Source organism: Photobacterium satsumensis (assembly GCF_050336935.1).
GTDB classification, from domain to species: Bacteria; Pseudomonadota; Gammaproteobacteria; order Enterobacterales; family Vibrionaceae; genus Photobacterium; species Photobacterium satsumensis.
Genome location: NZ_JAKJSK010000006.1, coordinates 1,643,784 through 1,662,533, shown reverse-complemented (window position 1 = coordinate 1,662,533; position 18,750 = coordinate 1,643,784). Strand labels below are relative to the sequence as shown.

17 protein-coding genes are annotated in these 18,750 nt (G+C 45.0%); 12 read left to right on the top strand and 5 right to left on the bottom strand.

What is annotated here, in order from left to right; all coding sequences use genetic code 11:
* The first annotated feature begins 12 nt into the window (after nt 1-12).
* On the top strand, nt 13-609 hold the full coding sequence (locus L4D79_RS07655) for a LysE family translocator (RefSeq protein WP_428649535.1): 597 nt from the start codon (nt 13-15) through the stop codon (nt 607-609).
* 27 nt (nt 610-636) lie between these two features.
* Here L4D79_RS07655 and L4D79_RS07650 read toward each other — a convergent pair whose 3' ends face one another.
* Together L4D79_RS07650 and L4D79_RS07645 are read right to left on the bottom strand one after the other, a co-directional pair.
* Nucleotides 637-1,287, bottom strand: a complete 651-nt coding sequence (locus tag L4D79_RS07650; RefSeq protein WP_428649532.1) for a Qnr family pentapeptide repeat protein — start codon at nt 1,285-1,287, stop codon at nt 637-639.
* Between the two features lie 339 nt (nt 1,288-1,626).
* On the bottom strand, nt 1,627-2,814 hold the full coding sequence (locus L4D79_RS07645; protein WP_428649530.1) for an ROK family protein: 1,188 nt from the start codon (nt 2,812-2,814) through the stop codon (nt 1,627-1,629).
* Nucleotides 2,815-3,097: 283 nt separating this feature from the next.
* Between L4D79_RS07645 and L4D79_RS07640 the strand changes: the two genes are divergently transcribed.
* From L4D79_RS07640 to L4D79_RS07600, 9 genes are all read left to right on the top strand, one after another.
* Nucleotides 3,098-4,375 (top strand): ABC transporter substrate-binding protein, encoded by a 1,278-nt coding sequence (locus tag L4D79_RS07640; RefSeq protein WP_428649527.1) that lies wholly within the window; start codon nt 3,098-3,100, stop codon nt 4,373-4,375.
* Between the two features lie 56 nt (nt 4,376-4,431).
* Nucleotides 4,432-5,238 carry a 6-phosphogluconolactonase gene (locus tag L4D79_RS07635; RefSeq protein WP_428649525.1) on the top strand — a complete coding sequence of 269 codons (807 nt, stop codon included), beginning with the start codon at nt 4,432-4,434 and terminating at the stop codon, nt 5,236-5,238.
* A 43-nt stretch (nt 5,239-5,281) separates the two neighbouring features.
* Nucleotides 5,282-6,388, top strand: a complete 1,107-nt coding sequence (locus L4D79_RS07630) for a Gfo/Idh/MocA family protein (protein WP_428649522.1) — start codon at nt 5,282-5,284, stop codon at nt 6,386-6,388.
* Nucleotides 6,378-7,268 (top strand): sugar phosphate isomerase/epimerase family protein, encoded by an 891-nt coding sequence (locus L4D79_RS07625; RefSeq protein ID WP_428649519.1) that lies wholly within the window; start codon nt 6,378-6,380, stop codon nt 7,266-7,268. Before L4D79_RS07630 ends, L4D79_RS07625 begins: the two co-directional genes overlap by 11 nt.
* Before the next feature lie 121 nt (nt 7,269-7,389).
* Nucleotides 7,390-8,307 carry an ROK family protein gene (locus tag L4D79_RS07620; RefSeq protein ID WP_428649517.1) on the top strand — a complete coding sequence of 306 codons (918 nt, stop codon included), beginning with the start codon at nt 7,390-7,392 and terminating at the stop codon, nt 8,305-8,307.
* An 11-nt stretch (nt 8,308-8,318) separates the two neighbouring features.
* Nucleotides 8,319-9,413: an ABC transporter ATP-binding protein gene (locus tag L4D79_RS07615; protein ID WP_428649515.1), complete on the top strand. Its 1,095-nt coding sequence runs from the start codon at nt 8,319-8,321 to the stop codon at nt 9,411-9,413.
* A 12-nt stretch (nt 9,414-9,425) separates the two neighbouring features.
* Nucleotides 9,426-10,370 carry a carbohydrate ABC transporter permease gene (locus L4D79_RS07610; protein WP_428649512.1) on the top strand — a complete coding sequence of 315 codons (945 nt, stop codon included), beginning with the start codon at nt 9,426-9,428 and terminating at the stop codon, nt 10,368-10,370.
* Entirely contained in the window at nt 10,371-11,207 is an 837-nt protein-coding gene (locus L4D79_RS07605; protein ID WP_428649509.1) for a carbohydrate ABC transporter permease, read from the top strand.
* 349 nt (nt 11,208-11,556) lie between these two features.
* The gene (locus L4D79_RS07600) at nt 11,557-12,702 is read left to right on the top strand and encodes a conjugal transfer protein TraF (RefSeq protein ID WP_428649507.1); all 1,146 of its coding nucleotides are present in this window, start codon (nt 11,557-11,559) and stop codon (nt 12,700-12,702) included.
* An 83-nt stretch (nt 12,703-12,785) separates the two neighbouring features.
* On the opposite strand, the gene L4D79_RS07595 is transcribed toward L4D79_RS07600, so the two are convergent.
* The 3 genes from L4D79_RS07595 to L4D79_RS07585 all read right to left on the bottom strand — a co-directional run bounded on the left by L4D79_RS07595 (nt 12,786) and on the right by L4D79_RS07585 (nt 16,180).
* Nucleotides 12,786-13,568 carry a nitroreductase family protein gene (locus tag L4D79_RS07595; RefSeq protein ID WP_428649505.1) on the bottom strand — a complete coding sequence of 261 codons (783 nt, stop codon included), beginning with the start codon at nt 13,566-13,568 and terminating at the stop codon, nt 12,786-12,788.
* A gap of 288 nt (nt 13,569-13,856) precedes the next feature.
* Nucleotides 13,857-14,579 carry an oligogalacturonate-specific porin KdgM family protein gene (locus tag L4D79_RS07590; protein ID WP_428649503.1) on the bottom strand — a complete coding sequence of 241 codons (723 nt, stop codon included), beginning with the start codon at nt 14,577-14,579 and terminating at the stop codon, nt 13,857-13,859.
* A gap of 38 nt (nt 14,580-14,617) precedes the next feature.
* Nucleotides 14,618-16,180, bottom strand: coding sequence for a sulfatase family protein (locus L4D79_RS07585; RefSeq protein WP_428649500.1), 1,563 nt, complete (start codon nt 16,178-16,180; stop codon nt 14,618-14,620).
* A gap of 456 nt (nt 16,181-16,636) precedes the next feature.
* Between L4D79_RS07585 and agaR the strand changes: the two genes are divergently transcribed.
* Nucleotides 16,637-17,413: a transcriptional repressor AgaR gene (gene agaR / locus L4D79_RS07580; RefSeq protein ID WP_428649497.1), complete on the top strand. Its 777-nt coding sequence runs from the start codon at nt 16,637-16,639 to the stop codon at nt 17,411-17,413.
* A 48-nt stretch (nt 17,414-17,461) separates the two neighbouring features.
* Nucleotides 17,462-18,748 carry a tagatose-bisphosphate aldolase subunit KbaZ gene (gene kbaZ / locus L4D79_RS07575; RefSeq protein WP_428649494.1) on the top strand — a complete coding sequence of 429 codons (1,287 nt, stop codon included), beginning with the start codon at nt 17,462-17,464 and terminating at the stop codon, nt 18,746-18,748.
* Nucleotides 18,749-18,750 lie beyond the last annotated feature (2 nt).

Here is an 18,750-nt window from a genome sequence, read left to right as displayed (position 1 = left end):
AGGAGGCTTAATTTGGTTGAATTATATAGCTTGGTCGCAATTACATTAGTGACTGTTATTACCCCTGGGCCCGACTTTTTGATTGTGGTTCGCAATACTCTGGTGGGTTCAAGGCAGGCTGGGATGAAAACCGCCTTTGGAGTCTCTACGGCAATTTGGGTTCATATTGCTTACTCGATTGTTATTGTCAATTTGGCTTCAGCCCACTCTTCGTGGGTGATGGGCATGATGAAATATGCTGGTGCAGGTTATCTTTTATACCTTGGAATTAATGCATTAAGGAGCCGCAAAAAGTCGGTGGATGAAATAGTCTCTCCAGTGAGATCGGATCACTACTGGCGCCAAGGATTTATCAATAACGTGTTGAACCCTAAGGCAACGTTATTTTTTCTGAGCGTCTTTAGCCAGATAGTATCACCTGACACTGAGGCCATAGTTCAGTTGGGCTATGGTGTGATCATTACTTTGATTTGCTTATGCTGGTTCTCTCTGGTTACTTTGGTTTTATCTGTACCCTCGGTAACGCCATATTTAGATAAGATAATGCAGCCCTTTGAAAAAGTGGCAGGGGTACTGTTTATCAGTTTTGCGGTAGCAATTGTTATTTAATCAGGCCTCCAGAGGGAGGCCCACTGGCTAACCCGCCGTCACAATCAAGCCTAAAGGCTCGAGCAACTGCTCTTGTTGCCAGTCACAAATCAAAACCCCTTTGAGATTTACCCTTCTTGGGTCAAGCCCGGTTAGGTCGACATGGCAGAGGTTGCACTCCTCAACATCAAATTGTCCCCAGGTCTCTGGCGAGAACTCCCCTCGGCTGAGATCTGAGCCTTTGAGTGAAGCCCCCAGTAAGTTGGCTCCGGTCCAGCGGTTTTCAAACAACTCACATTGCTCTAATTTTTGGTTTTCCAGGTTGGCGTAAGCCAGGTTGCTAGCCGAAATATAGGCTGAGCAAAAGTAGTTATTTTGAGTCAGGTAGTTGGCAAAGCTGGCAAGGGAGAAATTTGCCCCTTTCAAATTACAGGCACGCAGTTCAATGCCGAAACATTGTGCTCCACGGAAGTTCGCCATACTGAGGTTGCAGTCTTTGAATCTTGCTTCTTTGAGTTTGGTATATTCAAACCGGCAACCTTCGATATCGCCACGCTCGATGAACTGGCAATTGATGAATTCAGCCTCGTTTAAATTGGCCCTGCTAAAGTTACAGCGGATGAAGGTACAGTTTTCGAACTTGGTATATTCAAAGTCTTGCTCTGAAAAATCGTGGTCGATATAGGTTTGGTCTTTCATTGGGAGTCGCCAGTATTTGTTGTCTTTATGGAAGCAGGTTACCTGCAAAAACCGCTATAAATCCAGAAAAATCGAGGATGAAAAACAACTTTTTTCAGTGTGTAAAAATGGCGAAAATAAGGGCTAAAAATAGCAATCTGGGAGGCTTTTTGGAATTAATCGGATGTCCGGTGGTATTTTTTGATTTGTTTAAGCACAGGCACTTTAGGTGGCTTAAATCAGGCATGACAGGAAACGGTACTTTTACCTTAACTGCTGGCTAATATTTCAACATCGGTGTGGTTGAAATTTATCCGGTGAGATTTGTGGTGCCAGAGTTAGCTCCGGCACCCTGACTCGTCAAACAAGCACCGGCGGTGTTGAGTGGGAGCCATTGAAAAGATTAATCAGCTTAGGATTACAGGTTGCATACATTGGAATAGCCGCTGCGCCAGTGGCAATAATGTGGTTAGACTGAGGTGCGATCATGACCCGAGGGGATTCTCGATTCGTTAACGCACAGATGGATGTTGATAAAGGCTCTGTATGCTCTAACAACTTGTGCAATAGTGCATTGGGAAGCGTACTGCCAATGATGATGCTTTCTGGTTCAAGTAGGTTTTCCAATATGTTGACGACAAACTTCAACCTTGAGGCTGCTTCGTCGAGCCAATTGGTAAACTGGCTGCTGGATAAGGCAATTTGCTCTTCGATGAAATCTGTCATTAACAATTCAGATTCAGGGCATTCCAGCGCGCGGCTTAACCCTGATAGTGATAGCAACTTCTCTAGATGCTCTACTTTACCGTTATTCGGCCATTGGATACGACCGATCTCTCCGGCATTATTCCAAGCCCCTTTGTAGGGTTGTCCATTAACAATCAAGCCAGCGCCAATGCCATTGCCTATGTAGAGGTAGGCAAAATTATTTAGCATTTTTCCCTGACCTGAAAAGCGGCTACCTATGGCTGCAGAGGTTGCATCGTTTTCTAGGTAAATGGGCGTGTTTACCTGCTGGCCCAATTCGGAGATGAGATTGAAGTCTTTCCAAATTCCCCAACCGGGTGATAACAAGTCCTCTGGAGCCTCATTGTTGAGCAAGGTCGCTACAGCAATGCCGGTTCCCCAGAAAGTCTGTTGTTCAGAGATGCGTGAAGATAGAAGGTTAATGACTTTTGCTAGCTCATTGACGATATAGGTTGGCTCTAAGCTCATCATTTCAGAACGATGGCTGGCTAAGGTATTGAGCCCGATATCGACGAGTCGGGCCGTCATTATTCCTTTATCAATTTGGATCCCTATTGAGCAGGCATTGTGGCTATTAACTTCCAAAATGGTTTGGGGTTGACCTCTTTTACCTTTGATTTTTCCAGCTTCAGTGAGTAAACCACACTCGAGAAGTTCTCGGGTAATGTTGGTAATTGTTTGGTTTCTTAGCCCTGTTCGATGAGCAATTTCTACCCGGCTTATTGAACCCGACTTCCGCACGGTTTCAAAAACAGCCGCAAGGTTAAATCTACGAGTATCCTCGTGGTTTGTTCCTCTCATGAATAGATACTCTCTGTTGCTTAGATAATGAAGTTGCCCGGCATGACAATACATTAAATCCAAACAATTGATTAATCAAGCGAGTATCACTTCAATATAGATCAAATTTTTATAAGACTCTGTGATACAAAGCGAAATGGAAGTGTGATCGATGATGCTTATTTGGAGGTGGTCGGGTGGCTATTGATGCTTATGTCACATAATGCAGATTAAAAACTAGCCAATATCGAGGTGTGTCTGATTAAATCATTTTAATTGATTTAATCAAGGAAAGGATAACATCATGCCAACACCGTTACGTAGTATGGGCTTAGCAACAAGCATTATTTTGGGTACCTTGCCTGCTGTCAGTATGGCCGCGGAAGTTACTGTCTTTTGCAGCTCTTCTGGGGTAGAGCTGCAATTATGCCGTGAGGGAACCTCGAACTGGGCAGAAAAAACCGGAAACACGGTCAATGTCGTTACGTTACCTGCGGGTTGGGATGATGTGTTACCGCTGTATCAACAGCTACTTGCTTCCAAGTCAACCGATGTCGACGTACTTATACTCGATACCATTTGGCCTGGAGCGCTGAAAGATCACCTGGTCGATATGAAGGAATATGTCAGCCAAGATATCTTGGATCAGCACTTCAAAGCGGCTGTTGATGGCACGACAGTCAATGGCAAGGTGCTGTCATTGCCTTGGTATATGGATACGGGGTTACTGTTCTACCGCAAGGACCTTCTCGAAAAATATGAGCAAGGTGTCCCTACGACCTATATCGAACTGACGAAATCAGCGGAGTTGATTCAGGCTGCTGAGCGTAAGCAAGGTAATGACGACTTCTGGGGCTATGTTTGGCAGGGAAGGCCTTATGAAGGGCTGACTTGCAATGTTGCTGAGTGGTTTGGCAGTACACGTAAAGGTTCAATCGTTAATGATAAGGGAGAAATAACGGTTAACAGCCCTGAAAATGTCGAGGTATTAAAAGTTGCGTCTAATTGGGTAAACAATATCAGCCCTCCAGGCGTATTGAATTACGATGAAGAATCATCTCGGGGTGTTTTCCAAAATGGTAATGCACTCTTTATGCGAAACTGGTCTTACGCGTGGAATTTAGCCAATTCAGATGGCAGCGTAATTAAAGACAAAGTAGGAGTTGTATCGCTGCCTAAAGCGACGCCGGATGGAAGAAATGCCGGATGCTATGGTACTGCGCTATTAGGTGTGTCCAAATATTCATCCAACACTGAAGCTGCCGTCGATCTCGTGCAATACCTTACTGGTCCAGAAGAGCAAAAACGGCGGGCAATAGAAGGCGGTTACAGCCCAACATTGCGCGCGTTATATAAAGATGAAGAGATCATCGCGGCCAACCCATTCCTCTCCGACGCAGAAGAAGCCTTTGCGAATGTTGTTGCAAGACCATCCCAGGTAGCGGGCGATCAATATAGCCGGGTCAGTTATACCGTTTGGTCAGATATCCATTCGGCACTTGCTGGTAATGCGGCACCTCAAGATGCTTTGTCAAAGCTAGAGCGAGAGCTTGAACGAATTAAACGCAGAGCACGCTGGTAATGATTTGTAGGCACAGTGCTGCTGTGCCATTGACTAATACCCATTTGGATAAAAACATGAAATCGACAACATTTGCACGTTACGCCAATAGCAGTGAGCAAGGGCGCGCATTAGCAAACTATATTCTAACTGGAATAAAACAAGCGCGGCAAAACAATCAGTCATATTTACTCGGGTGCCCCGGCGGGCGTTCGCCGATGGCCGTTTATCAGGCGATGTCTGAGCTTGCGGGAGAAGGCAATCAAGATCTCAGCCACCTTGTCATTATCATGATGGATGATTATGTGCTCAATACTCCTCAGGGCTTAAAGCAAGCAGACGCAGCGGCTCATTACAGTTGTAGACGGTTTGCTGAAGTTGATATTCGGCAGCGACTCAATCGCTCACTGGAAAGTCGGCATCAAATTCCGAGTGAGAATGTATGGTTTCCTAATCTAGCAGCCCCTCAGGAATACGATGACAAGATCAGGGAGGCGGGGGGGATTGATTACTTTATTCTCGCGACGGGTGGCTCTGATGGACATGTTGCTTTCAATCCACCGGGAACATCGATCAGTGATGTCACGAGGGTGACGAAATTAGCGGATACAACTAGAACGGATAATCTAGGTACATTCCCAGATTTCAAATCATTAGCAGAGGTACCTGAGTACGGGTTAACGATTGGCCCTGCCTCTATTGCTGCTCTATCGAAAGAAGCGGGACTGCTGATTGATGGCGAGCATAAGAAGAATGCCGTAAGAAAGATATATCAATCGGATTGTTATGACGAAAGTTGGCCCTCGACCATTATCCATGAATGCAAGAATGCGATGGTTCATGTCGTCGACGACGCAATACCTGAAGATGTCACTTTGGATTAACTACTTATTTTGATTTTCACCTAACGCATGATTGAGAGGATTTATGGCGAGTGAAGTATTGAATGTTGGTTTGGTCGGTATGGGAGAGGCAGCTCAAACCCTACATCTACCAACATTGTTTCGCTACAGTGAGCACTTTAACGTTGTTGCAGGCCAAGATATTAGTCCGACGCTAGTTAATAGTTTGTGCCAGCAATATCAGATAAATAAAGCATATGCAGAGCCTGAAGACGTCATTAAAGACGAAAACGTCGATGCCGTGATCATTATGTCACCTGACCCTTTGCATTATTACCATGCAAAGCTGGCGATTGAAAATAACAAACATATTTTGCTAGAGAAGCCCTCTTGTCTTCAGGTTGAGCATATCGAAGAGTTAGCCAATCTTGCTGATGAAAAAGGTGTCAAAATCTGTGTTGCTTATATGCGGGCTTATTCAGAGGCGTTCCTACAAGCCGAACAACAATTGGAAACTTTCGGTGATATAAAAAGCGTGCGCGTTAGGGATCTCCAACGAGAGGGGGATTATTATATCCCTCAAGTTAGTCCAACCATCGTGCCGGATGATCATGACAAGCTTAAAATATCGGCATTGGCTGAAATTGAAACAGCACAGCGGCAGCATATATTAGGTAAAAAAGCCCATTCCGACTTGTTATGGAAGGCTTATCGTGTATTGACGGGCGCAGCGATCCATAACTTGTCAGCCTTAAGAATGTTGATTGGTGAGCCGAAGAGGGTGGTGAGCGCGTTCTGTAACCCTACGGGTGAAAATATCGTACTGACGCTGGATTACGGTCAGTTTTTTGCCAGTTACGAAATCCTCATAGATAACCTTGCCAGGGTTGATGCGTCGATTGAAGTAACCTCTGATGCTGAAATGTTCAGAGTGAATTATACAACGCCGTATATTCGGAATTTACCGACCACCTACGAATATCAATCTTCGCTGGGTGGGAACAACCACAATACGGTCAGCGGACCTTTCTATCGTGATCAGTTCACTAATGAGCTGTTGCATTTCCACTCTGTCATTACCCAGGGTGGGGGATTCAAAACCAGCCTCAGGGATTCACTTAAGGATATTCAGCTAGCTCAGGAAGCTGTGTGCTGTATTGCTAAAACGTTAGGAGTCGAAGATGATGAATAATGACATAAAGTTAGCAACCTGCCCCTGTTCATGGGGGGTGTGGTATCCCGATGACAAGGAGCAGCCGAGCTGGAGCAAGTTCCTCGATGAAGCAAAAGAAGTGGGTCACTCGGTTATTGAACTTGGTCCATACGGGTATTTACCGGCTGATATCGAAAAACTGAAAGATGAGCTTTTCTCCCGTGATATGTCGGTATGCAGTACTGCCCACATGTCGGACTTAATTGTCCCTGATGCCTTAACGCGGATCAGAGAAGACTTAGATAAAGTGTGCCCGCTATTGGTTGAATTGGGTGCTGAGTATTTTGTCTTTATGGATGGCGATGAACTTTATTCCCACCCCATGGATAGAAATTTGAATTTGAAGCAATGGCAGCATGTTGTCGGCGTTATTAAGGAAACGGCAAAAATTGTGAAGCAGGAATATGGGCTGGACTATGCTTTTCACCCCCATGTTTCAACGTGCATAGAAAATGAACATCAAATTATTAGGCTTTTGAATGACACGCCAGATGAGTATGTGAATTTATGTTTTGATACGGGGCATCATTTATATACTGGTGGTATTCCTGAGGACTTTATCAAAGAGTATGGCAGTCGAATAAACTATTACCATTTGAAAGACATGAGCCGTACTGTGCTTGATAAAGTGAAGCGAGAAAAGTTATCAGATAACGATGCTTTTGAAATGGGGGTAATGGTCCCACTGGGTGTGGGGGACGTTGATTTCAAAGCGGTTAGAGATGCAATCAATATGACAGGCTTTAATGGGTATGCGGTGATAGAGCAAGATATTTACCCTGACCGTGAAGGTTTGGCGCAAACATATGCCCGCAATAATCTCGAGTTTGCCCTGAAGATGGAACTGGGCAGCAGGTAGTCATTTATTACTCTGCATATTCTGCCTTGCTAACTCATCAATGTGATATTTCAGTGTCTATTTTAAAGTAATAAATAGAGCGAGTTGGAAGGCAGAATTCTAGGAATAATGGGAGTTTTGCATGGAAGAAGCCAAATATGGAATTGGTGTCGATATTGGCGGTACAAAAATAGCCGCAGGTTTGGTCAATTTAAATAATGGCCAATTACATACTTCTGAAGTAATACCCACAAATAGGCATCGTCCCGCTGAAGAAATTATTCATGATTTGAAATTGTTGGTTCAAGGCCAACTCAATGCCGCTATGGAGGCTGGCTTTCTCGTTGAGTGTTGCGGGCTCGCTTTTCCTGAGTTGGTTAATAACCAGGGTGAAATAGTCAGTGATTGGAATTTCGATTTAACACATTTACGGCAAGATGACTTTCCTGTGCCTCATGTTCTCTTTGATAGCGATGTCAGGGTTGCTGGTCTAGCTGAAGCCAAATTAGGGGCCGGTAAGCGGTTTCACAGTTTTGTTTATGTTTCGTTGGGCACTGGATTAAGCTTCAGCCTGTTTATTGATGGTAAGCCATGGCGTGGGGCTAACGGATACGCGATTCATTTTGCCAGTAGTCCGCTAAGTGGGTTATGCCATCATTGCGGCGAGCTTTCAACTTTTGTGGCGGAAGAGCAGGTTTCGGGAAGTGGTTTGGCAAGTGGTTGGCAGTTGGCAAAGGGGAAAGCTTATCGAGGAGGCACGCCGGCATTGCTCAAGGCTGCGCAAATGACGGAAGGGCCAGAAAGAGCACATATAGAAGAAGCCTCTCAGACTTTGGGTGGACTCATTGCCCAAATCGTTAATATGCTCGACCCTGATGCCATTGTTATTGGTGGTGGGCTAGGTGTTGCGGGCGGAATTTATCAAGAGCTAACAATCAAAGCGATAAGAGAGAGAATTTGGGCTGAAGACTGCAAGAGTATTCCCATTAAATTAGCTCACTTCGGCAATACCGCAGGCATGATCGGTGCTGCATTGTCGCCTCAGGAAACGAATCGTTAGGGAAAGCAACTATGAACATTTTGACGCTTGAAAATGTGGCGAAGAGCTTCGGAAATAATGAAATCTTAAAAGATATAAACCTTAAAATAGAGCAAGGCGAGTTTGTTGTCTTTGTTGGTCCTTCGGGGTGCGGGAAATCAACGCTATTGCGTCTAATTGCTGGGCTTGAACCGCAAACAAGTGGTGAAATGTATATAGATGGATATCTGGTTAATGACGTCCCGCCAGGCAAACGTGGGCTTGCGATGGTCTTCCAGTCATATGCTTTGTATCCGCATATGACGGTGCGTGACAATATGGCTTTTGCCCTAAAAACAGCGGGTATGCCGAAGCGGCAAATTGATTTACAAGTTGAGAACACGTCGCGGATTTTACAGCTTGACCATTTACTCGATCGCAAACCCAGTCAGCTATCCGGTGGGCAACGTCAAAGGGTCGCAATTGGCCGGGCGATTGTCCGCGAACCCAAGATTTTCCTGTTTGATGAACCGCTGAGTAACCTTGATGCAGAGCTCCGTGTTGATATGCGAGTTGAAATTTCAGCGCTGCACAAAAAACTGAACTCGACGATGATCTATGTAACCCACGATCAAGTTGAAGCGATGACGCTGGCCGACCGGATTGTGGTGTTAAATGGCGGTAATGTTGAGCAATTTGGTACGCCGCTAGAGCTATTTAACCAGCCATATAACTTATTCGTTGCCGGATTTATTGGCTCGCCAAAGATGAACTTTATATCCGGTTCAATGGACAGTAATGGCTTCCATAATCTCGATGGCGACACAATAACAGATGCTGCGGTGCCGTATATCAACCAAGTCGCCACGCTGGGTATTAGGCCCAAAGATATTCATTTAGCAACCGAACCTGTTTCAGGTGCCATGGAAGTCACGGTTAATCTAGTGGAAGTTCTGGGAACGGAAACCTGCGTTTATTGCAGTTTGGACAATGGAGACAAGATTAATGTTGTGAAAGATGGGCAGTTGCAGCTGGCTGCTGGCGATAAGGTGTGGCTAACCGTAGACAAAGATAAAGCGCACTTCTTCGGTAAAGATGGCATTAATTTAGTTTATACACCTGAACACCCAATCGCTATCGCATCTTAATAGGGGGAAGTTATGGCAACGGTGCACCAATCGCTTGAACCTGTTTCCCTAGAAGACAGGAATAAGAAAAAACCTTTACTTGCGGTAGTCAGGCAAAGAGAGGCATGGCTATTTTTACTGCCAATGCTATTGGTACTCGGTGGAGTGGCTTTGTGGCCATTGCTCCGTACCTTTTATTTCTCTTTGACTGATGCGTCGTTAACATCACCGGAATCAGCGCAATTCATTGGGCTCGAAAACTATTATTACCTAGTTACCGACCCAAGCTGGTGGAAGTCAGTATCAAATACCCTGTATTTTGCTTTTGTTTCGGTCAGCCTCGAAACCGTTTTGGGATTAGGCATTGCATTGATATTAAATGCGAATATGCCTACCCGAGGGTTGATGAGAGCGGTTGTTCTTGTTCCTTGGGCCATACCGACAATCGTATCAGCCAGAATGTGGGAGTGGATGTTCCATGATCAATTCGGGGTTGTTAACCATATACTCCTGTCTTTGGGAGTGATCAGTGAGAAGATTGCATGGACAGCCGATCCCAACTGGTCCATGAGTGCGATCATTTTTGTCGATGTCTGGAAGACAACACCCTTCATGACATTGTTGATCCTTGCTGGCCTCCAATTATTACCGAAAGAAGTATATGAAGCGGCAAAGGTCGACAATGTCTCTGCTTGGCACCGTTTTGTTTATATTACCCTGCCATTATTGAAACCTGCGATCCTCGTGGCGGTTGTATTCCGACTGCTTGATGCATTGAGAATGTTCGATTTAGCGTATGTCCTGACATCCAGTAGCGAGTCGACCATGACCATGTCGGTATATGCACGTAAGCAGTTAGTCGACTTTCAGGACATGGGTTATGGCTCTGCAGCCTCGACCTTACTGTTCTTTATTGTGGCTCTTGTCACTGTTGTATACCTGTATTTATCAAAAACTCGGACCTCAAGGAGTGAGTAAATGAAAATTTCAACGCAAAGGCGATGGATGAATATTTCATTTTACGCCCTGGTATTTGTCGTCGCTGTTTATACCTTGTTCCCTTTCTATTGGTCTGTCGTCTCCTCTTTCAAAACCGGCTCAGGCTTGTTTGAGGTAGCGTTTTTGCCCGAGATTGATTGGTCGAATTATTTGAGTGTATTGAATGATGGTGCTTTTATTCAGAACATAATCAATTCAGTCTTTGTCGCTATATCTGTGGTCATTTTGTCATTGTTCTTATCCGTTACGGCGGCATATGCCTTGGGAAGAGTGTCCTTCAAAGGCCGTACGGCGGTGCTTATGTCGGTGCTAAGTGTATCGATGTTTCCCCAAGTCGTTGTCCTTTCGGGCTTGTTTGGGATAATTAAACAGCTGGGTTTGTACAATAACCTGTGGGCATTGATACTGTCATACATGATCTTTACCTTACCGTTTACGGTGTGGGTGCTGACCACCTTTATGAAAGAGATCCCTATCGAGTTGGAAGATGCTGCACGTATGGACGGGTGTTCGACGTGGAGGATGGTTACGCATATTTTCCTGCCCATCATGGGACCGGCAATGGTCAGTACTGGACTACTGGCTTTTATTGCGGCTTGGAATGAATTTCTTTTTGCTCTGACATTCATATTAAGTGATGAAATGAGAACGGTGCCTGTCGCAATCGCGATGATTTCAGGGGCAAGCCGTCATGAATTGCCATTTGGTGCGATAATGGCTGCCTCGGTCATTGTGACTGTGCCGCTGATCTTATTGGTGTTGTTATTCCAGCGGAAAATAGTATCAGGCTTAACTGCAGGGGCTGTTAAGGGATAAGCAATTCATTAGCTTAAAGGGTTACCCCGTCAGTATAAAGGAGTGGGTGGGATGACCCCCTCCCGAAGGGCGAGTTTTATAAGCTTCTATACTGCGTTATTGTTTTTTGATTTAGAGCCACTAGGTCTTCAAAACAATGCCTTGTCTACAAGCTTATAAATTCTCTCTGAACCTGCATCTTGAAGTAGCTTGGGTATAAAAGCTGAGTATTTGGCTCAGCTTTTATTGATCTGTTACCCTCATCACCCTTTATCAACTTGAAACAAAAATGTGACTAGCCCAGACCCGCTTTAACATGTTTTAATTGCACAATATTCAAATGAAGAAGAATAAAAGATTAGGGACTAGCATGGTGACATTGAGAAAAGCGGCGGCAGGGATTGCTATAGCTTGCCTGTCGTTGTCAGCGGCCGCGACGACACTATCTGACACTCGCAGTGTTGGTATGGGTGGTGTGGGTGTTGCTTCCGCTGATTATCTGACGTCCAGCTTTCATAATCCGGCACTGGCAACCCAGAATAAAAGCCATGATCGCTTTGGCATGATCTTACCGGTTATCGGAGCGCGGGTATATGATGATGACAATTTGCATGATCGCGTGGATGACTTCCAGGATCTCAATGACCAGCTCAAGGCGGATCCAAATAATCCTGTCTTGCAGGAGCAATGGACCGCAGCGCTGAAAGATTTGGATGACGGTCGTATCGACGGTGATGCGAATGTCGGTATGGTTATCGCGATTCCTAATCGCGTGGTCAGTACAAACTTCTTTATTGCGAGTAATGTAACGGCTTTGGTGCTTACCGATATTGACGAGGATGATGTTGCCAACAAAGAAGTTGTCAATTCGACCGGTCAAGCCCTTGCTGGCGGTACAGTCGATATTGGCTTTACTTTTGGTAAAGAGTTTATCTTTTTAGATCGCGACTTAAGTTTGGGTATTTCACCGAAGTTCCAGCAGTTAATGGCGTTTAACTACAAGCAGGGTATCGACACCTTTGATGATGACGATATTCATGTCAGCTCCGATTATGTCGATAAATCGGCGTTCAATGCTGACATTGGGGCGGCCTATGCGTTGAGCCGAAATGTGATGCTAGGTCTATCTGCGCAAAATGTCTTTTCTCAATCACTCAAATCCAATGAAAGCTTTGGCAGTCAGGTGACTTATGAAGTAGGTGCGCAATATACTGCAGCGATTGCCTATAACCACCCACGTTTTACCGTAGCCGCCGATGTGGATTTGAACAGCAATAAACCATTTAAAGAGCAAGCTTACGAAACCCAGTTTGCCCGTATCGGTCTTGAAGCGGATGCATGGCGTTTGGCCCAGCTGCGTTTGGGCTACATCCATAGCATGACAGACTATGCCGATGACCTGTTTACTGCTGGTATTGGCTTGAAGCCATTTGGCAAGTTCGGGTTAGATATTGCAGCCATTTACGGTAACGAGGATAACTACGGTGCGTCTGCTCAGCTAGTTTTCCACTTCTAGGATCTTCGGAAGTATTTTAAAAGACGATTGTTATAGTAATAACAATCGTCTTTTTTCTGCCTTTCTTAAATCAATACTAAATATTATTTTGAGTGATTCATAAAGCCCTGTTGCTCAAGGTAGTGAAGTACGGTTTCTGAATAGCCAACATGTGATTCTCGGGTATATTTCAAGCTGGTGTAGATTTGCGCGAGGTTTTTCACGTCCGACTGCTCAATCCTTGCTTTCAACTCTGGATAGGACATGTAACGGTTCCAGCCATCGGTTTCTCGCTGGTGGTAGATAGCCTGAATTTCTTCATCGCTATGGTCATGGTAGGTTTCGTTATGAACCAATCCTTCAAGGGGTAAGCGATCTCTTACCTCTGGCTCTTCTGCCGCATACCCCAGAGAATAACCCACCACAGGAACGACACCCGGTGGCAGTTCTAAAATCTCACCGATTTGGTCGCAGTTAGCCAGCGTTGAGCCCATATAGCAAAGCCCCACCCCCTTGGCTTCGGCTGCGATCGCCACATTCTGCGAGACCAGGGTGGCATCAATTGCAGCGATCATGAAACTCGCGAAATTATCGAAGTTCTGGTTGGCATCGTTGAGTGCCAGCCACTTTTTCATCCGTCTGAAATCGGCACAGAAAGTCACAAGCACAGGTGCATCAACCACCATATTTTGTTTCATATGAGGCTCGTAAAGAGCTTCCCGGCGGGCTTTGCCCTTGGTCACGATAATGGAATAAGCTTGCATGTTGCCGGAAGATGACGCCCTGATCCCTGCTTGTAGGATCTCGTTAAGTACATCGTCACTTACCGGCTGATCGGTATATTGACGAATAGAACGGTGGGAATGAAGGTGAGAGAGAATATCCACAGTGTGTCCTTACAGCGTGATGGAAAACAATTAGCCAAGTCAAAAATGACACTGGACCTTCTTGATAATTTAAAGGAAAACTGCGCTTTTTGTAAGTGGGGGAATGGTTTTGGATAAGGAACACTTGTCACATAAGCATATTGATCATTTTGTCTGCCTTAAGTTCTGAAGTCGTTCCTCATTATCAATAAAGCCCAGCCAGAGTATTCTGAAAATGCTGGGCTTTGATTTAGCAAATCATCCTACAGGCTAATGGCTAGGGGATGATACTGCGGAGTTAAGTGGTGATTACCAAGTGTACTTGATACCGACACGGTAGCGGTTTTGGCGTTCGTCACTAATACTGTTCACTTTCACGTTACCGAGTTCAACGAATGGACGCCAGATATCGCCATTTGCAGCCTTGTATATGTAAAGTAAACGGAAGTTATGGAGGTAGTCTGTTTTGCTATCGTCAAATAGGTTCTGACCGTTACTCTCCATTTCGCGCCAAATATTGAACTCGTACTGGAAGTCCCAGTTACCGGTGTTATAACCGAGCCAAGTATCAAATTGTTGGATTTTTGAATGATAGCTTTCGCCGTTAACACCTGTTTGTGCGTAATCCCATAGCTTCCACTTATATCGACCTTGAAGACGGATTCCATTGTCAAAGGCGTAATTCAAACGAGCATAGGGGACGTAAACAATACCTGCTGATGTGAAATCAAGTGATGAGCCGAGTAAGTAAACCGTATTGTCGTTAAGTTTGTCGTAATAAAAGGCAGAAAACTCAGAACCACTCAGTGTCATTGAATCAAACGCACCATCTTCGTTGCCGTATCGTGCGTCTAGCTCAAAACCAATATTATTTCCGGTATCTATAAATGCCTTGAAGCGGTCGCCATGTCTTTTTGATTCATCTAAGTATTGGTGACGGTATTCAATTGTTGTTTTATAGTCGTTTGCTACCGCGTGCGATGCTGTTGCGAGAAGTATCGAAGCTGCTACGAATTTGATTGTTGTTTTCATAATTACCTTTCTAACTCTATATAGGATTGTGTAAATAATTAGGTGTAAGCATTGGCGCTACTGGCTGGCACTTCTGTTGGTCGCCATGGATCGCCAGTATGTTCAAGCCATGGAAGGAGCTCTTCCTCGACTAATTTTTGAATTAGGGTTTCGTGTTGCTCGGCGATGTTTTCCATTTGGTATGGATCGCTGATGTTGTCATGGAGGACGAAAGTGAGCGGTTTACCGATTTTTCTGTCAATCATCAGGGTGTAGCGATCAGTACGGACACCGCGACGTCCGTACGACTGGCCGCCGTAAGGCATAAAGGTGTAGATTTGCGAGGTCGGCTTTTCATCGCCTTCGATACCGGAAATGGTATTGGCATAATTGAAGCCTTCGACTGTGTCAGGAATTTGATCTGATATCCCCATTAAACCGAAAATAGTTGGGTAGATATCCGGTGCAGAGAACAGTAAATCATCAGTATTTGGTGATAAGGTGCCTGGCCAGCGGAAGATCATTGGAATGCGCATTGATTCTTCATAGTGAACATTCTTGGTTGGGTTGCCATTTGAACCCATGCAGCAGCCGTGATCCGAGAAAAAGACCACCAAGGTATCTTCTTCTAGTTTGAGGCGTTCGAGCTCATCGATAATTCGGCCAAACTGTTCGTCCACGCCGTTAATCATGGCCATATATTCTTTGAAGTACTTCGGGCCATAACCGTCTAGGTACTCTTTGTCCCAATCTACGTTCGGGCGTGTATTAAGGCTCTCAGATGTTTCGTCTTTATACCGGTCTAGGTACTTTTGCGGTACTTGATCGTAAGGCGAGTGTGGAGGGTTCATTGAGACAACAAGTGTGAATGGTTTATCACTGTCTCGGTAATTGCCTCCTTCATTGCGTAGGTACTTTATGGCTATATCAGCTTCGTGCTCTGGACTCCATTGGTCGATAACAAGCGGTGTATCCCGCGGTGTATCGTTGGTCCAATAGATAGGCTTCATGTGCAGGTCATAGGTGCCATAGGCATACCAGAAATCAAACCCATGACGGCGATCCGGTGCCGTCCAATCATTCCAGTAGCGACCTTCCATCGGGTTGTTATAACTAGGAACGAAGGGCGCCTCTGGGGTATCAAGGTGCCATTTACCGATATAGCCCATGCTATAGCCGTTGCGTTTTAGGATATCAGACCATGTCACGGTGCTCTTTTTCAGCTCGATGCCAAAATCTTTGCCTCCGAAATTACCGGGCATCGCAGTATGGCTGTTGCCCTGAATACCATTGCGGTAAGGGTATTGCCCTGTCATGAGCATGCCGCGAAACGGAGTACATAACGGAAAGTTTGATACCGCTTGGCGTAGGAACACACCTTGTTTAGCGAACCGGTTAATGTTTGGTGTATCGGACCGGTCCTGCCCCATAAAACCTAAAGACTGGGTACGCATTTCATCAGGAAATATGATTAATAGGTTGGGCTGTTTTTTCGGTTGAGCTGTAGGCTCGGTTACAGCCGAAGAAGATGGAATTGAGCTACATCCGGTGGTTGCCGCAGTAGCGGCAACAGCACTGGTGGCTGCCATCCCTTTCAGCAAATTACGTCGTGTTATGGACATATAAAACTCCTGAGCTTTCGATATTCCGTGCAATCTAAATGAAAGTCGCATCTATCATTTAGTTATATTTGTCATTCGTCTTCTTTTGTTGCTTTGTTATGTGGTTGCGAATCGTTGCGGATCGTAAGTGATCGAAAGCTTGCTGGCTGTGTAATTGATCACAAAAAGAAAATCGAAAATAAAAAATGATCGCTTCGAAAGAAAATTCAGGCTTAAAAGAAGACAGAAAGGTGATTAGTACTGGGGTATGGTGGTTTTTGGTTTGGCTTTCACCCTTTCGAAGGTTATGATAGAACTCAATGCGTAAGATTACGCAAGAAAAACGCAACCAGACGAAAGATTGTGAAAGAGATCAAAAGTTTTAAACTTCCGTATTGTTGCTTTCGTTTTTAAGTGTAAGCTGTATTCGAAATCAAGCGAAAGAGATTTTGCTGGTTTCGTAAGGGGACAAGTAAAGTGAAAAGTGCTGTCGAAAGGCGAATGGAAATCGTAAACGTGGTTAACCGAGAAGGTAAAGCCCGTGTCGAAGACCTTGCTGAACAGTTTGATGTCTCAAGTGTCACTATTCGTAGCGACCTGAGTTTTTTGGAAAAAAATGGCTATGTTGTTCGTTCGCATGGCGCAGCTATTCCAAATACAGGGGTAATTGCAGAGCTAACGGTTCAAGAGAAACGTCGCCAGAATGCTGGCAGTAAATCTTTAATCGGTCAGGCAGCTGCAAAGCTAATTAAAAGTGGTGACACCGTTATTCTAGATTCGGGTACTACTACGCGAGAAATCGCATCCAGCCTTAAAGCGCTGGAGGATGTAGTGGTAATGACCAATGGTCTGGATGTTGCAATGGAGTTGGCATCGGCACCTGGTATAGAGGTATTGATGTCTGGTGGTGTGCTTCGTAAGAACGCACTATCTTTCTCAGGCTCGCAAGCCGAGAGTAGCTTGAAGAATTACCGTTTTGATAAGGTTTTTCTTGGCGTAGATGGTTTTGATTTGCGAGCAGGTATCACCACACATAACGAGCAGGAAGCCAGTTTAAACCGCTTAATGTGTGAAATTTCTGAACAAGTGATAGCAGTTGCGGATTCAAGTAAGTTTGGTAAACGTAGCTGCCATATGATTCGTGAGTTTGGAAATATCGATATCCTAGTAACGGACTCTGATCTTCCTGAAGACTATTTACAAGGTCTTCGAGAAATGAAAGTTGAAGTTATTATTGTCGAGAAAGAATATTAACGACTAACTCCATAGTGACATGTCAGATGTTGATTGTGGAGTTAGTACATGAACACCCTTCTTAATCTCGTTCAACGCCATAAAGCGGGCGAACAAATTGGTATTTACTCTGTTTGTTCGGCGCACCCTCTGGTGATTGAAGCTGCCATTATTCAAGCGTTGAACGACGATTCTTTATTATTAATCGAAGCTACCTCCAATCAGGTCGATCAATTTGGCGGTTACACAGGTATGACACCTGTTGATTTCCGTAACTTCGTTCTTAATAAGGCCGAGAGCCTTAAATTTCCAACTGAAAAACTTATTTTAGGTGGTGATCACCTTGGCCCAAACCGCTGGCAAGATCTGTCTGCTGAAGAGGCAATGGCAAAGGCAGATGACTTAATTGCTGCATATATTGCTGCAGGGTTTAAGAAAATTCACCTTGATTGCAGTATGTCTTGCAAAGGCGAACCGGTACCGCTTACCGATGAAGTCGTTGCAGAACGTGCCGCCCGACTTGCCGTTATAGCTGAACAAACAGCCGTAGAAACATTTGGCTATAGCGATATCACTTACGTTATTGGTACCGAGGTGCCTGTACCTGGTGGTGCAGCAGAAGAGCTTAATGAGCTTGAAGTGACCTTGCCAGAAGCGGCGCGCAAAACAATTGATTGTCATCACGCAGCGTTCGATGCTGCTGGCGTCATCGGCTGCTGGGAGCGTGTTATAGGGTTAGTTGTTCAGCCTGGTGTTGAGTTTGACCATACCGGTGTGATTGATTACCGACCGGAAAAAGCGCAAGCCCTTAGCCGTGTTGTAGATGATTACCAACATCTTATCTTTGAAGCACACTCGACAGATTATCAAACGGATAAAGCCTACCACGCGCTGGTACAAGATCACTTTGCCATATTGAAAGTTGGCCCTGCGCTAACGTTTGCAATGCGTGAAGCCCTTTTCAACCTCTGTGATATTGAAGAGCAGATTACTGCCAAAGCACATTGCTCAAACTTGCGCGAAATGATTGAGCAGCAAATGTGTGAAGCTCCTGAATATTGGAACAAATATTACCAGGGGGATGAATCTCAACAGCGCTTTGCCCGTTGCTACAGTTTCAGCGACCGCATTCGTTACTACTGGCCAGATCAGCAAATTCATCAAGCCCAAGAAAAACTCTTCGGCAACCTTTCTCGCTCGGGTATGCCACTTCCGCTACTCAGTCAGTATTTGCCTGAACAGTTTCATGCTGTGCGTGAGGGCAGTATTGAGTCAGCGCCGAAGGCTCTCGTGTTAGACAAGATTCGTCAGGTGCTTCGCAGTTACGCGAAGGCTTGCAAAATAAATAAAGGTTAAGA

Bases quoted from the DNA above. Each gene is read 5' to 3' on its own strand.
- L4D79_RS07605 (WP_428649509.1), top strand. From the start codon at position 10,371: ATGAAAATTTCAACGCAAAGGCGATGGATGAATATTTCATTTTACGCC.
- L4D79_RS07590 (WP_428649503.1), bottom strand. From the start codon at position 14,579: ATGAAAACAACAATCAAATTCGTAGCAGCTTCGATACTTCTCGCAACA.
- L4D79_RS07600 (WP_428649507.1), top strand. From the start codon at position 11,557: ATGGTGACATTGAGAAAAGCGGCGGCAGGGATTGCTATAGCTTGCCTG.
- kbaZ (WP_428649494.1), top strand. From the start codon at position 17,462: ATGAACACCCTTCTTAATCTCGTTCAACGCCATAAAGCGGGCGAACAA.
- L4D79_RS07640 (WP_428649527.1), top strand. From the start codon at position 3,098: ATGCCAACACCGTTACGTAGTATGGGCTTAGCAACAAGCATTATTTTG.
- L4D79_RS07645 (WP_428649530.1), bottom strand. From the start codon at position 2,814: ATGAGAGGAACAAACCACGAGGATACTCGTAGATTTAACCTTGCGGCT.
- L4D79_RS07635 (WP_428649525.1), top strand. From the start codon at position 4,432: ATGAAATCGACAACATTTGCACGTTACGCCAATAGCAGTGAGCAAGGG.
- L4D79_RS07615 (WP_428649515.1), top strand. From the start codon at position 8,319: ATGAACATTTTGACGCTTGAAAATGTGGCGAAGAGCTTCGGAAATAAT.
- L4D79_RS07650 (WP_428649532.1), bottom strand. From the start codon at position 1,287: ATGAAAGACCAAACCTATATCGACCACGATTTTTCAGAGCAAGACTTT.
- L4D79_RS07630 (WP_428649522.1), top strand. From the start codon at position 5,282: ATGGCGAGTGAAGTATTGAATGTTGGTTTGGTCGGTATGGGAGAGGCA.
- L4D79_RS07585 (WP_428649500.1), bottom strand. From the start codon at position 16,180: ATGTCCATAACACGACGTAATTTGCTGAAAGGGATGGCAGCCACCAGT.
- L4D79_RS07620 (WP_428649517.1), top strand. From the start codon at position 7,390: ATGGAAGAAGCCAAATATGGAATTGGTGTCGATATTGGCGGTACAAAA.
- L4D79_RS07625 (WP_428649519.1), top strand. From the start codon at position 6,378: ATGATGAATAATGACATAAAGTTAGCAACCTGCCCCTGTTCATGGGGG.
- L4D79_RS07610 (WP_428649512.1), top strand. From the start codon at position 9,426: ATGGCAACGGTGCACCAATCGCTTGAACCTGTTTCCCTAGAAGACAGG.